The 16,574-nt window shown below is 35.6% G+C and carries 17 protein-coding genes; 8 read left to right on the top strand and 9 right to left on the bottom strand.

All coding sequences use genetic code 11. The features are described from left to right. The first annotated feature begins 12 nt into the window (after positions 1–12). The 4 genes from AB1444_00535 (at position 13) to AB1444_00520 (ending at position 2,317) form a co-directional block, all read left to right on the top strand. On the top strand, positions 13–429 hold the full coding sequence (locus tag AB1444_00535; GenBank protein MEW6525134.1) for a secondary thiamine-phosphate synthase enzyme YjbQ: 417 nt from the start codon (positions 13–15) through the stop codon (positions 427–429). Between the two features lie 203 nt (positions 430–632). Further along, on the top strand, positions 633–839 hold the full coding sequence (locus AB1444_00530; protein ID MEW6525133.1) for a hypothetical protein: 207 nt from the start codon (positions 633–635) through the stop codon (positions 837–839). Beyond that, positions 809–1,300, top strand: coding sequence for a hypothetical protein (locus tag AB1444_00525; protein MEW6525132.1), 492 nt, complete (start codon positions 809–811; stop codon positions 1,298–1,300). The genes AB1444_00530 and AB1444_00525 overlap by 31 nt, the downstream gene beginning before the upstream one ends. A gap of 75 nt (positions 1,301–1,375) precedes the next feature. Further along, positions 1,376–2,317, top strand: coding sequence for a histone deacetylase (locus AB1444_00520; protein ID MEW6525131.1), 942 nt, complete (start codon positions 1,376–1,378; stop codon positions 2,315–2,317). Here the strand turns inward: AB1444_00520 and AB1444_00515 are convergent, their stop codons facing one another. From AB1444_00515 to AB1444_00490, 6 genes are all read right to left on the bottom strand, one after another. Then, positions 2,318–3,388 (bottom strand): CapA family protein, encoded by a 1,071-nt coding sequence (locus AB1444_00515; GenBank protein ID MEW6525130.1) that lies wholly within the window; start codon positions 3,386–3,388, stop codon positions 2,318–2,320. Between the two features lie 3 nt (positions 3,389–3,391). After that, positions 3,392–4,072, bottom strand: coding sequence for a glycosyltransferase (locus AB1444_00510; GenBank protein ID MEW6525129.1), 681 nt, complete (start codon positions 4,070–4,072; stop codon positions 3,392–3,394). Further along, on the bottom strand, positions 4,065–4,868 hold the full coding sequence (larE, locus tag AB1444_00505) for an ATP-dependent sacrificial sulfur transferase LarE (protein ID MEW6525128.1): 804 nt from the start codon (positions 4,866–4,868) through the stop codon (positions 4,065–4,067). The genes AB1444_00510 and larE overlap by 8 nt, the downstream gene beginning before the upstream one ends. A 71-nt stretch (positions 4,869–4,939) precedes the next feature. Beyond that, entirely contained in the window at positions 4,940–6,478 is a 1,539-nt protein-coding gene (locus AB1444_00500; GenBank protein ID MEW6525127.1) for a hypothetical protein, read from the bottom strand. Next, positions 6,475–7,713: a hypothetical protein gene (locus tag AB1444_00495; protein MEW6525126.1), complete on the bottom strand. Its 1,239-nt coding sequence runs from the start codon at positions 7,711–7,713 to the stop codon at positions 6,475–6,477. Before AB1444_00495 ends, AB1444_00500 begins: the two co-directional genes overlap by 4 nt. Then, positions 7,713–8,681: a hypothetical protein gene (locus AB1444_00490; protein MEW6525125.1), complete on the bottom strand. Its 969-nt coding sequence runs from the start codon at positions 8,679–8,681 to the stop codon at positions 7,713–7,715. The genes AB1444_00495 and AB1444_00490 overlap by 1 nt, the downstream gene beginning before the upstream one ends. 163 nt (positions 8,682–8,844) lie before the next feature. Here AB1444_00490 and AB1444_00485 point away from each other — a divergent pair, with 163 nt between their 5' ends. Continuing rightward, complete coding sequence (locus AB1444_00485) at positions 8,845–9,477, top strand: CPBP family intramembrane glutamic endopeptidase (GenBank protein MEW6525124.1); 633 nt, start codon at positions 8,845–8,847, stop codon at positions 9,475–9,477. 269 nt (positions 9,478–9,746) lie between these two features. On the opposite strand, the gene AB1444_00480 is transcribed toward AB1444_00485, so the two are convergent. Then, on the bottom strand, positions 9,747–10,499 hold the full coding sequence (locus AB1444_00480; protein ID MEW6525123.1) for an aldolase/citrate lyase family protein: 753 nt from the start codon (positions 10,497–10,499) through the stop codon (positions 9,747–9,749). 366 nt (positions 10,500–10,865) lie between these two features. Here AB1444_00480 and AB1444_00475 point away from each other — a divergent pair, with 366 nt between their 5' ends. Further along, positions 10,866–11,069: a cold shock domain-containing protein gene (locus AB1444_00475; protein MEW6525122.1), complete on the top strand. Its 204-nt coding sequence runs from the start codon at positions 10,866–10,868 to the stop codon at positions 11,067–11,069. Positions 11,070–11,158: 89 nt separating this feature from the next. Here AB1444_00475 and AB1444_00470 read toward each other — a convergent pair whose 3' ends face one another. Beyond that, complete coding sequence (locus AB1444_00470) at positions 11,159–11,554, bottom strand: DUF2784 domain-containing protein (GenBank protein ID MEW6525121.1); 396 nt, start codon at positions 11,552–11,554, stop codon at positions 11,159–11,161. 295 nt (positions 11,555–11,849) lie between these two features. Between AB1444_00470 and AB1444_00465 the strand changes: the two genes are divergently transcribed. Both AB1444_00465 and AB1444_00460 read left to right on the top strand, forming a co-directional pair. Then, positions 11,850–12,269 carry a CoA transferase gene (locus AB1444_00465; GenBank protein MEW6525120.1) on the top strand — a complete coding sequence of 140 codons (420 nt, stop codon included), beginning with the start codon at positions 11,850–11,852 and terminating at the stop codon, positions 12,267–12,269. After that, positions 12,188–12,688, top strand: a complete 501-nt coding sequence (locus AB1444_00460) for a CoA transferase (GenBank protein ID MEW6525119.1) — start codon at positions 12,188–12,190, stop codon at positions 12,686–12,688. The genes AB1444_00465 and AB1444_00460 overlap by 82 nt, the downstream gene beginning before the upstream one ends. Before the next feature lie 27 nt (positions 12,689–12,715). On the opposite strand, the gene AB1444_00455 is transcribed toward AB1444_00460, so the two are convergent. Then, positions 12,716–16,426 carry a DUF3683 domain-containing protein gene (locus AB1444_00455; protein MEW6525118.1) on the bottom strand — a complete coding sequence of 1,237 codons (3,711 nt, stop codon included), beginning with the start codon at positions 16,424–16,426 and terminating at the stop codon, positions 12,716–12,718. Positions 16,427–16,574: the final 148 nt, after the last annotated feature.

Genomic DNA, 16,574 nt, shown 5'->3' with positions numbered 1-16,574 from the left:
GTATAAAATTCTATGGGTACCATCACTGAATATATATCTCTATCAACCCAAGGGCAGGGTGATATTATTGATATAACCTCACAGGCCATAGAAATTATACACAAGCACAATGTGCATAGCGGAATACTTTGTCTTTTTATACCCGGCTCAACTGCTGCTATAACCACCATTGAATATGAACCAGGCTTAAAAAAAGATATCAATATATTTTTAGAAAAGCTAATCCCGCGCAATGCCCACTATCATCACCATGATACCTGGCATGATGACAATGGTTCTTCACATCTGAGAGCCTCTATGATAGGACCATCTATTACTATTCCTATAGTTGATGGAACATTAACGTTAGGAACCTGGCAGCAAATAGTTGTCATAGAATGCGACACTCGTAAAAGGAATAGAAAGATTATTGCTCAGATAGTCTATTGATATAATCATTTGATTTGTTCTTGACTTCACAATATAATATATTAAAAGGATGGGAACTTCTAAAAACTGTTTTTCCAGATGTTTCCTTGTGTGTACAATATAGAGGATTAAACCACTTTCTTTATAATTGTACCCGTAATGATGAAAGCGGTTTTTAGAGGTGCCCATAAATATTTTAATATTATAATAGCTGAAGGATAAAAATGCCACATAAAAAGTATCCTCAAAAACTTTCTGATATTCCAAAAAACAGACAAAAGGATTTAGAAGCATCTATACTATGGTTTTTACGATTTTCCCCTGTTGACAGAATAAAGATTTCTGAACAACACTGGGATGAAACTCAAGATTATATACAGGAATTTTCATTAATAAAACAATGGAAGCAGAAAAAGAATTATCATTCTTAGAAATGATACAATTATTTAACTCTCAGGACATCCATTATTTAATAATAGGAAGACGGGCTCTTATACTATACGGTGCCCCTGTGATGACAGCAGATTATGACTTCTGGATTTACAATGCAGATAAAGTAAAAACGCTTACTTTTTTACAAAATTCAGGATGCGAACTTTCAAAAGATATCCATACAAAAAGTCCTATCGTTTTTGTGTTTTGCGGTACAAAAAAATATGATTTGTTTTTCCATAAAAGTATTACCAATAGCGAAGGCCAAATTATAACATTTGATGAATGCTTTACTAATTCATATATTATTGAATCTAAAAAAGATTCTATACATTTTAGAGTCCCCTCAATTGATGATTTGATCAAGCTAAAAAAAATCAGGAGCTATAATGCTAAAGATGCGCAGGATATAGAATTCCTACTGCAGGCAAAAAAAATATTAAACAAAAAAAATACTTGATTTTTTTAAATATTATATTACAATATTATAAAGTAGATTGTTTGTGTTAATTAAACTATCAAACATTTTATAATTATGAGCTATACAGCATATTGCTTTCACCCGCATTATCTGCACCATAAAACAGGCGATTCACATCCTGAATCCCCTAAACGTTTAGAGATACTTGATAAATATATCCGTACAAATAAAAATTATTCCTCATTGCTTTACGTTCAGCCACGTAAAGCTCATCCTGATGTTTTATTCTATGCTCATGATCCTGAGTATGTTTCAATGATTGCCAATGCAAAGCCAAATGGAATCACTTGCATTGATGGCTATGACACTGTAATATGCGATGAAACATATGATGTTTCATTATGGGCAATTGGAGGGATACTTGAGGTATGTGACTATATCCTTGCTGGTGAGGCCACTAATGGATTTTGTGCTGTAAGACCACCCGGCCACCATGCTGAGATAGCTCAAGCAATGGGCTTTTGTATCTTTAATAATGTTGCAATTGTTGCACGCTACCTCCAATATACATATAATATACGAAAGATAGCCATAATAGATTGGGATGCCCATCATGGCAATGGCACGCAACATATCTTTGAGGCTGACCCTTCTGTTTTTTATATTAGTACACATCAGTTCCCCTTTTATCCCGGTACTGGTAGTGTAGATGAGATAGGCATTGGCCCCGGTTACGGGTATACCATTAACATACCAATGAATCCTGGCAGCAATGATAAAACTTACAAAAGTGCTTTTAGCGAAATTATTATTCCTGCTTTAGACCACTTTAAACCCGAATTTATTCTCATATCAGCAGGTTTTGATGCCCATAAAAGCGACCCTTTATCATCATTAAATCTTTCAAGTGGGGCATATTACATGTTTACTCGTATGCTTATGGATATTGCAACACGGTATTCCAACAACAGGATTGTGGTGGTGCTTGAAGGTGGATATGAAATACAATCAATGATAGAAAGCGTGGATTATGTACTGAAAGCATTAATGGAGTAATTACCTGAAAATAAATTCAGCATAATTATTGTGTTTTGTAGTTCTGCTGGTAAAAATAATACCCAGTGGTTTTGAAATCTCAAGAACATGATCAAAGACTTTTATAGCCGAAGGCCCCTCTAACACTTCAGGCTGTATAATTCCATCAGTATATATTCCTTTGATTGCATAAATGTGCATCTTAATAATTTTCCCGTTTCCCGACATGTACAGTGCACAGGCAATATTATCATTAATTCCTTCATGCATAGAGCCAAAAAGAAAATTTCCCAGTGAGTAGATAACCGGTTTATTTTTATATATTTCAATTCCTTGATACACATGTGGATGATGACCAATAATAGCATCCGCACCGGCATTAATGAGTGCATGGGCTATATCAATCTGTTTTGATGAAGGGTAGTAAAAGTATTCATTACCCCAATGAATATTAATAATAACACTATCGCAGAAGCGATACTTCTTAATATCACTTTGAGCTTTCTTTAATTCAAAGAAATTTATACCTGGATTATTTTTTGCAATCATTTCCTTTGAGGAAATCTGAGTATAACATAACACAGCAATGCGTGCTGGCCCCAACTGATGCATAACCGGCAAAGATGCTGTTGTTTCGTTTTTCCCTGCTCCAGCATAGAGTACCTTTGCATCAGATAAAGAAGTCAATGTATCCAATAATCCTGTACCACCATAATCAAGCATATGATTATTTGCCAGAGTAACTGCTGTAATACCAGCATCAGCTATAACAAATGCAATTGAAGGCGGTGCTTTAAAAATATATTTTTGATATACCAAACTTGTTCTGTTATTTGTTAATGGTGATTCCAAATTTGCCATTACAAAATCAAAAGATTGGAAAAAGGGTTTAACTTTCTTTAATGGATAATCTGTACCATAGCGCTGCATTATATCTTTTACTGCCCATTCAAACATCATATCGCCAATAAACAGCATGCCATAGCCAGAAGAAGTTGCTATAGAATATTTGGGGATTCGTTCCTCAGGGGTTGTACATGATAGTTTAAAAATACAAAATAATACTACTATGTAAATAGCTGACTTCTTCACGTTTTAATGCCCTTTTGTATATGGGTAAAGGTGAAGCTCGCCTGTAATAAAATCTTTAAGTCCAGTGATATTATCAATATCATCCAGATGAGATAGTAATCCTTTCTCAGGATATACACACTCAAATTCTTTTATCTTTAACTTGTAATGTGCAGCCTGAATCAGTATCTGCACAAGTGCAGCATCAGAAAATTCTGTTATTTCAAATAAATCGGCATGGTTCATAGATATGCCTTTTACGGGTGAAAAAGGGTCCACTATGTTCAAGCCTGCGTGCTGATTGAAATACTGTACAATATCTTTATATTGCTTTTTTTCATCAAGAGATTGTGTGGTAAATCTATTCCCGGTAATGATATCCGCATCCTGAAAAAAGGATAGGTACCTGGAAACTATGTTCCAATCAGCAAAAGCTTCCAGGGGCAACATAAATAACAAACTCAATGAATAATCCTTTGCATATGCAAATGCACTCATGAGTGCGCCTCCATAACCTAAAGGCTCTTCATGCATCACAAAATGCACATCCACATCAGAAACAATTGAGGGCGACTGGTCAAAAGAGCCATCATCAATAATAAGTGGCATGACATGAGCATATGGACAATTGCAGATAGTGTCTAATGTACGACGTAATAATTCCTCATTATTGCGAACAATAATTGCTACCAGAACATCACTCATTATCTAACATCCTGTTTAAATTACCTGATGTGAATCCTTCTAAATCCATCGTAACATATAAAAATCCCAATTGCTTAAAAAACGCAACGATTTTATTCCGAACCTCAGGGTCAACGAGTCTTTGTATATCCTGTACCATTACTTCAATGCGTGCCACAGGATAATGGTACCGTACACGTACACCATCAAAGCCTAAGGAAATAATAAATTCCTCCGCCTTCCGTATAGTGTCAAGTATATCCTGAGTAATACCTGTACCATAGGGAATGCGCGTAGCAAGGCATGAATTGGATGCCTTTGAATAAGGGATATTGAAATGTTGTAATCCCTGTATAATATCCTCTTTGGTAAAACCTGCTTCAAGAAGTGGGGAATGAATACCTAACTCAACAAGTGCCCTTCTTCCAGGCCTATAATCAGAAGTATCCGACACATTGCCAGCATCAACCACATTCTGGAAACCACTTTGGGATGCAAATTCCTGTATTTTTTTAAACACTGCTTTTTTGCAATAATAACAACGGTTTTTAGTATTGGTTACTATCTCCACAATCCCCAATACTGAAATAGCAATCTCATGATAGGGGATGTCATGTTCTGTGGCAAACGTGCGCCCACGCTGTGTGTCACCTGGAATTGTAAATTCGCTTATACAGTGAACAAGGCAAAAATCCAATGAAAAATGTTTGGAGATAGCTGCTAAAAATGTTGAATCATTACCACCAGAATAGGCTATTACATAGGGATTGAGAGCCTGCAACTTTTTCTGCAATATATCTATTTTTTTATTTTCCATAGCATTACTATTATATAATTTTACTGAACTATGTATAACGATTGTAGCACGGTATCAAAAAAACTAAAATTTTAAAACCACACTGCTGCTCCAACTTCCCCTGTCGATTGTTTTTGGGGTTGTAGCTGCATAACTAATCGAGCTGACAGCTTACAAAATGTATTACTGAAACGAAAGCGTGCAACAATAAAAAATGAGGATGCGGCGATAGTATCTGAAATAATATTTGTTTGTGGGAGCGGAAGCATTGCTACATATATTTTTTCGCCATTGGTATGAGCATAAACTGATCCAAAATCATTTTGCAGATTGCCAACTTTTATGCCAATACCTGATGCAACATACCATGCGACAGTATCCCCCTGATACAACCCACATTTAAGATGTATTGATGAGTTTTTTGTTATTCCCCATCTAACACCCTCCTGATATCGTGATGCCTTTTCTTCCCCACCTTTATAAAACTGTGCATAACGATAATCCGATTTAACAGAAAAATTTTTGTTTTTATATACCATACGCAAAGTATGAATACGTTTGTGTGGATATTCAGTATAATACGTGGATGGTAGAAGGTTATTCTGGTCTATATATATCCATGAACATGCAAACTTTTTTACAGGTTTAACACTGACAAAATAATAATAAATATCGCGTGGCGAATTTCCCCCAAATGTATTGCCAAATGGGGCATAAAAGTTTTTATCTGACTTTTGTACAATACTGCTGATTTTATAATTTTTGTCTTTAACCAATACCCCACAATAATATGCTTTACTATATCTATCTCCCGATTTACCTTCATTTTTTATCAAAACACGTGAAACAGCATATTCCGAAAAAAGTGATACAATACTGTCCTGATAGTGTGCATACAGACTGTACCCACCAAATGATTCCATTGCATAATTATCCTGTGTATTTGCATTGAATAATATGTGTGCATTATTATAATATATATGTGTATAATAATAACATCCCTGTAAAGTTACATACTCAGCAGGATTAACGGTTGCATGCACAAACGATGTAATAATCTGTACTGGTTCAGTATATTGTCCTTCCCTTTTAAAGTGTGATAGTAAGCTCTGGACACTGTATGGGTATACACCATTTTGAGCATCAGCAGGTGAAATATAACATTCTTTATATGAAACTCCTGCATCCAGTTTTATGGTAGATGAGCATCTTGCATTAAATAATGATGAAACCACCCCATACATAGCATACTGTGGATTGCCACTTTTACATAATGATATGAATGCATCATGTTTTTGAACATGAATGGAATAGGGATCCGGGTTATACACAGAAGCTTTTCCCAATAACAACCCGGTGGCATTGTTAATAAAATAATATCCACCTGAAATTGCAGCATAGTCACCCTGAGCTGAAAATGACCATGTGGCATGTTTTGTACCATGTGATTGTACAACTGCTGCATTTACTTCTGTGGTATCTGTTGCTATTGTCACAGTGGTGCGGAGGTAATGTTCTTTTTCCACACCATAATCCAGAGCATCCTGTCTGTATTCAACGGATATACTCTGTAAAGCTATTGCTTGTGTCTGCAACATTATACCAAGATATACATATAACCATAGTATCACTGCATTCCGCATGCTGTTTTAACTCTCTTTTGTTGCAAAGAAGATAAACTTTTAAACAACGGTGACTGCAATACTCCTTTTTCTCCGGATTTCTGATATTCTTCAGCTAAAGATATGGCAATATACGCTGGTATATCAGCAGCAACCATGGACTGAAAAAGTATTTTTATCCGTCTATTTTTTTCTTCGTATGAAATATAATTATTTTGCTTTATTGAAGATTGCTTTTCATTGTTTTGTATTCTGCTTATTTCATCTTCAATATAATTGTATGTATATTGTTGCAGATCACGGATCTGCTGTGTTGATAAACCCAATTGATACAATGACGCAACACTGACATTACCAAACATTGACCGATACTTAATAATACGCTGACACAATACCTCCGACATGACATCAAGCCCTATTAATTCTTCAGCAGTACATACTTGTATGTCTAACTTGGGCTTTTCTTTTTTTACAGACTTAGCTCCAGATACATACATAAACCCTGCATGTGAATATACCAATCCAAAACTATGGGTATTGCCCAAAAAGGAGTGATGGTTCATTTCATACCGCATTAAAAAAGAACCCCACAGTATAGTAATCCCGGCAGAAGATAGGTTTAATTCTCTGCTATAGGCAATATCAACTGCGCAGTACCGTGTAATATAGCCATTTATTTTAAAAATCTGTGAGATATAATCACTATACTGTAATTTATATTCAATTGCACATCCGTTAAAAATTTCTACACGTGCTGATAGTATTGATTCAGTAGGAATATACCCATCATTATGAAAATTCCTGATATTATTCTGCATAACAAAAAGGCTTACATGGTCAAAAGGTTTGATGGTACAATACACTCCATAATCATATAAGCTTTGTGTATAGGTATACTCTTCTGTATGTATTGAAAGAATGTAATCATGGACTTCCACGCCTAAGCTTATCCATGGAACTATCGCCCAGCCTGCACCAACACTAACCGTATCTTCACGATATTCAGGTATTCCAAAGTACTGCCATTGTAATCCCGCCGAATAACCATTTGTTGCAGTATGAATAAATGATGTTGTTCTATATAAGTCCGGATATCCAAAAGGATTGGCATACGTTACTCCAGAGATTATTGGTGAAGGGTTTGCCTGATATGCCGGAGCTATTGCCCATACACTAAGTGCCAGTGGTTGAGCCGTCTCAAACGCCTGTAGCATCAACAGTACTGAAACAAGTAATGAAGCCATCACTCAACCACAATACAGTAAAATTCCTCGCGTTGCCGATTTTTACTATCCTGTGCCTCAACAGTTCCTAAATACAAACCGCAACGCATTTTTTTTATGTACCGTACCCAATCGATAGTATAAAACCCCGGTGACGCTGAAAGAAGCTCACTTTCATACATTTTGTATCCCTGTGAGGAAAAAAGCCGTACCCTCAGCGTGCATGGCTTTAGTATAAAAATTTTACATTGTTCTATAGCGCTTTTAGTGAGGACAACCTTCCTGTTTATTTTAATAAATGTATTTTGAGAATGGTTAACTGGCAGTATATTGGTATGTCCGGGTGTTAGATATGGTGTTATAACGAAATCATCTAATGAATTTGAATCCACTGCTGCTTTCCGGATAATACTCTGATATTCTTGCAGGCCATTTTTTCCTATATCAACCATGCACTCCTCAGATGCTGTGCCCAACCATTGTCCATGCTGTATTGCAGCAGTAACATACTGTAAAATAGATTGATTAAAGCTGCCATCTCTGTTTGCATATGCAACAAAATCAATGATACCACCATTTGATGGGTCATCATCGGTATCAATGGCAACCACACAGTCAGTATTCCAAAGACTGCTGCTATAATTATTGCAGTATACATCAAGTACACCATTGCCATTGCTATCTCCAGTTGCATCACATTCATCAGGAGTTAACGGATCAGTCAGGTGTACCACAACAAACCGATCATCCCATGGTGTTTCCGTCCTGTCATAGCTATAAATGGTAACTGGATTTTGTGAAAGCGGTTCATTTGTACCATAATACATGGTTACATATAGTGAAGAGATATCAATGGACAACGGTTGAACCGAATAAAGAAAAAGCTCAACCCAATCACTCCCTGACACATTGCATGCAATTTCATTAATTAATAATTGTGCATACAGTAACGATGGTGTAAAAATATAGATTAATAGTATCCAGCGCATTATTAACTCCACTTTTGTCTTTTATGTATAAATACGCTGGAAGATGAAAAAACTTATAAAATAGTGTAAAAATTTTTTATTTTTTTGAAAAAAAATTTCATGAACAATAAAAAACCATAATTAATTGCTTGACCAATTCCATTTTGCCACAAATATATTTGCTATGGTTAAGCTTGATAATCCATATGCTCAGCAAAGACCATCCTGGAAAGTATTTATACCCATGCTATTGGTGTATCCATTACTAAAATGGGTTATTCATTATTCCTATTTTTCTTTTCTCTATCAGTACAGCATCACACTCCTTATTTTGATCATCATAGCCCAATATTTGGATGAAAGATTATTCACTAAAGATCGTATTTTTTCTTTTGACTTCCCTTTTGAAAGAAAAATATTTTACCTTTTTGTTATGATTATTATCCTTATTCCTATTCGCAATATAGCTGTGCAATTTAATCCTACAACTCTACTACTGCATTTTTATCAGGGTAACAGTAAATCGTTAGAATCAATGCTTATTATGGTGGCAATTATAGCCCCCTGTGAGGAACTCTTTTTCAGAGGTTTTGCGCAGTATAACCTTTCTTTTTTCTTTGGAAAGTATGGAGGAATAGTTATTGCTGCCCTGTTATATAGTATACCAGGCATAGCAGCACATTCACTGTATTTAGCAGTATTATTTTTTATTATTGGGACAGTAATAGGTCTTATTTATAGCAGGGTACAATCACTGGTACAGGCCACATTGTTACATATAATAACAATTATTTTTATGTACCTGTTCCCCTTTTAATTATCAATCTTTAAACGCTCTTCCCAGACTGACTGCCAGTTATTACTGATATCGTATTTATCTGGCTTACTTTCAATTCTTGGCAAAATAAACAGAACCAAAAGCGAAGAAATCACCATTATCAAAACAAATACAGAATACATAGAAAAACCCCATAAAACTATTAGCAATTAAAGTAATATCAATTGGGGAAGGATATCGTTAGAAAGAGTGGTTTTAGTCAAGTTTTTTTAAAAAAAATTTTTTTAAGCTAACATTTTTGTGTCATATTACACAACTGCCAGTCTGTCAGATGTAACGGCAATCCTTTTCTGGTATATATGACTTTTGGCGGGTTCAACATTAGAGAAAGCTCTATACAAATCCAATTCAAATTCAAGCCCCAGTTGTATGGATTTTGCAATATTCTCAGCTTTTTTACAATCAAAAATAAGATGGCGTGTATTTATCCTATCCGGTTGAATAATCTTTTGAACCACTTCAGCATTTGAAGGATTTACCTGGCCTCCTACCGATGTTACCTTGCCTGATAATTTTGCAGCTTTAACAATATTTGCAGTAGCATATAACACATCATCATCATCTACTCTCTTTTTCATTGATTGCGACAGGTCACTTCGCCCAACAGTAATTTGATTAATATATGAAAAATATGGATTTGTATATATAGCTGAAAGGTTATGGTATGCAGTAATTGTTTCAATATTTATTGCCAGATAAGGCATTGTTGCCTCTTTATATATATCCAAAACTGCTGTAATAAAATTTTCTAATGCATATTCTGACTCTATCATAGGTGCCAGGATACCATCAATTGCTATCGATTTACAATATCTGATGTCATTTCTTGCTTCTGGACCACCAATTTTTACAATAACGGGAAGATTAATAGCTATCTGTTTTAAAAAGAGCAGTTCATCATATGTCATATCTTCAACTTCAGTGCCACCTTTGAGTGCCACCAATCCGTATATATGCATGAGATCATCTAATTTTGCTTCTAAATTTTCAATTAGTTTCATGGTAATTGTTCCTTTCTATATTTAATTTGCTTTATGCTCCTATACGATTTATCGGCATTTTAAGAAAAATGATAAAATAAATTAAGTCTACTATCTTACCATCGGCAACTTGAAGGTACACTTTTTTATATATTGTTCACTAAATTATATTCAGAAATAAAATTGAAAAAACATAACTTTTGAAAAAAATTTATTTTATTTGACAATTATTACGCTATACTTCATATGACTAGATAGTTGGTATCCTCTTAATTACTTCGTTTTTCCTTCCTTATCCATTGGCAAGTTAAAACAGTACATGCGGGATGTTCAACGGTAACAGGTATAATCTCCTGTTATAACAAATTATTTATGGAGTGTCACACAATGGCAAAAGGTACAGTAAAATGGTTCAATGAAAGCAAAGGTTATGGCTTTCTATCACAGGATGATGGTAAGGATGTTTTTGTTCATCATTCAGGGATTGCTGGCGACGGGTTTAAAACTCTTTTTGAAGGTGATCGAGTAGAATTTTCTATTGAACAGAGTGAAAAAGGACCCCGGGCTGTTTCAGTAAGAACCATTCGATAAATACAACATTTGTAAGTTTAAATACTTGTTATATACTAACACGTTGTATTTGGCAAAAAACCCGACTAATAATCGGGTTTTTTATTTCATCATGAATAGCATTTTTTTTTATCCCTCTTAAAATCTCGTATATTTAATACTGTCGAAATGAATAAACTCATGAAATAAATTGTTACTACAAAATAATCTGTTATAGTGGCATCTGGTATGTACCCTGTTATTTCATAAACTAAAAACTGAATATAAGAATTAAAAAGCACTGGTTTCCCCAACATTTCCCGTACCTGCCAATGCCAATCGGTACAAAAACAATATCCCCACCCATACCATATACCCAAAAAAAACCATGAAAATCCTGTTACTATCATAGCAAAAAAATGAACTTTTCTGGTTTTTACAGAAATCCAGCCAACTATATTAAATACCGTAAGGATAGAGTGAAATACCAGAAAAAATATATCCAGAATTTTATACAGTATCAGCATGTTATATATATATGATATAATAAAATTTGTAGTTGCCGTATATACTATTTAATTAAAAAAATATTTCAAGAATAAAGAAATATATCTGCCACTTCTTAAAAGAGTGGTTGTTGTATTATCTGACTTGTTGTTCATACCTGTATATTTAGGGATAATACATAAATCTTCCAACGATTTTTACAACAATTATTCATTAATGAGAATAATTACATTTTAATACGTGACATTTTAGTAAAGAGCTTGAAACTGTTATGCATATATATAGTATTATGTGCAGAGAAAACGGAGGTCTTGTATGCTGCTTTCAGGAATCACTGTAATTGACATCACACAATTTATATCCGGGTCCCGATGCACACAGATCTTAGCAGATATGGGTGCTGAAGTGATCAAGGTTGAACCACCACAGGGTGATACGCTTAGACTTATTTTTAAATTGATGGCTGGTGCCGAACGCTGTTACTCTGTTTTCAATCGCAATAAATATGGCATACCAGTCAATTGGCACGATCCAAGAGGTTGTGAAGTTATTAAAAAGATGTCTGAACATGCTGATATCTTTGTCCATAACCTTGTGCCTGGTTCACTTGAACGTGTAGGGTTAGGGTATAAGAATTTAACTCAACTGACAGAATGCCTTTTTATGGATTTTTTAGATCAAAAAACGGCAAAGTGGCAATTGTTGCACTCACACCTCGCCAATGGAAGGACTTAACTAGCATAATAGGTAAGCCTGAAATGGCTACTGATTCCAAATTTGAAAACATTATTGTGCAGATAAAAAATCACAGCGAAGCAGTATCATTAATTGAGGAATGGACTGAGAAAAAAACCTCTGAGGAAATTATTGAAATTTTACAACGTAAGAAAACCCCCTGTGGAATTGCATATACAAGCTGGGAGATAAATCATGATAGTAATTTACAAATGCGTCAAATGTTTCAGAAAATTGAACACCCTCAGTTTGGAGCAATAGATATCCCCGGGTTCCCCTTTAAGCTTTCTGAATGTGAAATGAGTATAAGGATGCCCGCACCTACTTTGGGTGAGCATACGCGTATAATTTTAGAAAAAAAGCTTGGTTATACATCCCAACAGATTGAAGAATTATACAGGGATAAAGTAGTAGTATGATTTGCCCTAATATTTTACTTCCAGTAACTAATAAATATATTTATCAAATCCTTCCGTTTGTATTGCTCTAATAAATTCTTTTTTCCAGTGTTTGCCCAAACATTGTTCTGCCAAATACACTACTAACGATTTCCCGGTAACTTTAACGCTATCCTGAATTTTGCATAAACCCTGCACACAGCTTGGGCATGTTGTAAGCACCAACACATTTTTCTTTTTTATAGCAGTTCTTATGTTAGTTTCTTTCCTTTCGCGAAGTGTATTGGATATATCAGGAGTTGATAATGCAAGTGTTCCACCTTCACCACAGCAGTTAGGAACTGCTAGGGGTTTTGTATTGAATAATTTGGAAAATGTCTTTTGATATCCCATGAGTTTCATAGGTGTATGGCACGGTTCATGGTAAATCAAACTATCACGTATTGACAGTGAGTATAATCCTTCACGGGCTATAAATTCATTGATATCAATAAGTTTTGCGCCCCTGAAGACATCTTCAAGATGATAATCGGATAACATTTCATAACATGTCCCACACGAAACCACAATATCTTCAATTTCCATATAAGAAAACGTATCGGCCATTCTATGGAATATAACCCTGTTTTCATTGGTTTTTATACGTGCCTGGTCCAATTTGCCATTGGCTTTCATTGGGTAACCGCAGCACAGGTACGTTGGCGGTATGATAACTCTGACACCTGCATTGTATAACAGAGCAATAGTGGCCATACTGATTTCTGGAAACATTCGTTCTGAACCACAGCCCGGGAAATATACTACAGTTTTTACAACAGGTTTATTTTTATTTCTGAATACATAAAATGTGTTGCTGCTTTTTAATTTAAGCTCATCGCGCAGGGTTTTACTCCCCGATTTTGGGAGCCTGCCTTTAAGCATCATAGCAATGTAAGGGGTGATCACACTGAGAATATGGGAAACAGGCTTGGCTGCATAAAAGCCTAACCTCTGCATGCTATATGCCCATTTCAGGAGTATAATTCTAAATATTTTATTAATGTAATATCCCTTCTGCTTCAGGTAAAATAATGTGAACGAGGTAACTGGCTTAAAGGTGGATTTTCGCCTTTCCTCTAAGATAGAACGGATATTCAGCGTAATATTACCAAAATCGATAGCAACCGGACAAGGCTTCTGGCAGTTATGGCATATGGTGCAATAGTTAGAAATTTCACGCAAATTATTGAAATGCTTAAAACTCAGTGATGTTGAGGTCTGTATATCATACAGAACAGCCTCCATAATAAGAGCTGTGGCCAAAATTTTGTTTCGTGGATTATAGAAGACCACCCCATCCGGATAATGCGTATTGCATACAGATTTACACTTACCACAACGGATGCATGTTGCAATTGAATTGAATACCGTTTCTAAGTCTGTAGCCTTCAAAATGAAAGCTTCCCCTTCTAGAAGATTAAACGATGGCGTATAGATGGTTTCTAAGTTAAAATCCTTTGTAAGTTTTAGAGGATTAAACAGATCTTCTGGATCAGCATAGCGGTTGTATTCAGCAAACTTTTCCAGGGTTTCATCATCAATAAACCGTATTTTTGTAAGCCCAATGCCATGTTCACCACTGACCACACCGCCCAGTGCTACCGTCTGACGCATAACGGTTGCTGCAGTTTCATCAGCATCACGCATCATAAGATAATCATTTGAATGTACGGGAATATTGACATGTACATTACCATCACCTGCGTGCATATGGGTAGCAACAACAATACGGCGCTTCCCTGTAGCTTCTTTTACCTGCTGTATCTTTTCCAGTATATCATCATAACCGTAAAAAAGCTTTTGTAGAGGTTTATCAACTTCTGTATCAAAGTCCATACTCAGTTCATTATTCTGTATGAGCTGAAAAACCGAATTCAGCCTGAGTGCATATTCCGAGTCATACTTGAAATAATCCTTAGCTGCAGTATCAAGATTATTAAGAATATCAGTATAGCGCGACTGCATCGACAGTAACTGCCCAATTCCTGCATGACAGCGTTCAATACATACATCATCTTCCTCGGTCTTGACTTGTTCCTGCAGGTAATCAATAAGTGCGCGTATAATCTGTATATTATTCTCCAGTTCTTTTTTGACATTTAATTTTTCAATAAAATCCGAAAAATCCTGCAACTTTTCCAGAGGTATAACAATGTCCTCATTCAGCTTAAACGCATTGGTATGTTTTGCTATAGCACTTAAATTTTTTCTATCCTGCCAAAATTTTTCTCTGGTTTCAGCATCCTTTGCAATGATCCCTTCAGTGTTGAATTGCTTAACTTTTACTACCAGATCTTCTGTAGCCTCTTCTAACTTTGCTTCATCATCACTTTCAATATCAACTACCAGTACTGCTTTGGGGATTTCAGTACGAGAAGATTTGTTCTTATACTGAATAGCTTTCACATACTGTTCATCAAAATGCTCTAAGGCTGTTAAAAACACAACAGGGTCATCCTCAAAAGTCTTTACTATCTCAACGATAGCTTTTGAGGCATTGATCATATTATTGCCAAAAAACTCAAAACATACAGAACGGGTATACTTAAACGGCCTGTACAGAACAAACGTTGCATTAACAATAATGCCATCACAACCTTCTTTCTGCAGTCCTGGCAATCCACCAAGTGCTTTATTGGTAATATCTTTCCCTAAGCCTTTTTTTCGAATATCAAGCCCCGATAAGGTTATTGTTTTTAGTAATTTTTTATTTTTTTCTACAGTAAAGACAACCTCGTCACCGGGTAATATCTTCCGGTAGGGATGATCTGCCCTGCATACTGTTATGATATCACCATTGTGATCTACAATATCAAATGAAAGTATATTATCGATGCAGGTACCCCACATGACGCACTTCTTGCCACCTGCATTTTCTGCAATATTGCCGCCAATAGTGCAGGCCCATGCTGATGTAGGGTCAGTAGCAAATATATAGTTCTGATGTTCACAATACTCCATTACATCTTCGGTTACCGCACCAGCCTCAACCGTAATGGTGGGGATAGTTTTACCATTAATAGTTGTGTTTTCAATTTTCCCAATGTTGTTCAATTTCTCAGTGTTAATTATCATGGTGTTAGGCAAAAGCGGAATTGCCCCACCAGTAAGTCCTGTGCCACCACCACGTGCAATAATAACAAGATTCAGCTTTTTTGCAGCCTTCACCAGTTCCTGTACTTCATGCACTGAATCAGGATACACCACAACAACAGGGTATTCCACACGCCAGTCTGTGGCGTCAGTGACATGTGATGCACGATGAAAAGGGCTAAAATGAATATTACCAGCTGCAGTGATATGTTTTAATTTATTAAAAATTTTTTCCTGCACTTTCTTTGTTTCTTTTAGCTTTTTAAAAAAAGCCTGATCTAATTGTTCAATTTTTTCTATAAACTGCAGGACCTGCTGGTCACCATTGGCACCTTCTTTAACGGTTGCAAGCCTTCTTTGATGCCGTTTATACAGATGTTTCAGCTTGGCAGGGTTTTCCACAATATCATATTGAATATAGGGATTTCTGTCTATGATAAAGATATCGCCAATATTCTCAAAAAGGAGTTTTGCACTTCTGCCTGTTCGCCGCTTGGCTCTGAGAGCCTGCACCAGATCCCAGGTCTGTGCATCAAAATACTTTAAGATTATCTCTCTATCGGAAAATGATGTATAGTTATAGGGTATTTCCCTGTATTTAAAATCCCGTTTAAAAATTTTATCCATTCAGAACCCTGTTAAAAAAATTGTTTTAAAAATCTGCCCACGTATAATTATTATACCACATGGGTTTAAAATAGCAATGTATCAAAGTACGTTTTATACTCCATAGTACGTATTACATTGTACGATAGTTACCGGTCAATATCTTAAT

Source organism: Spirochaetota bacterium, assembly GCA_040756435.1.
Classification (GTDB): Bacteria; Spirochaetota; UBA4802; order UBA4802; family UB4802; genus UBA4802.
The sequence above is the reverse complement of the archived record's forward strand: the minus strand, read 5'-3'. Positions and strand labels throughout refer to the sequence as shown.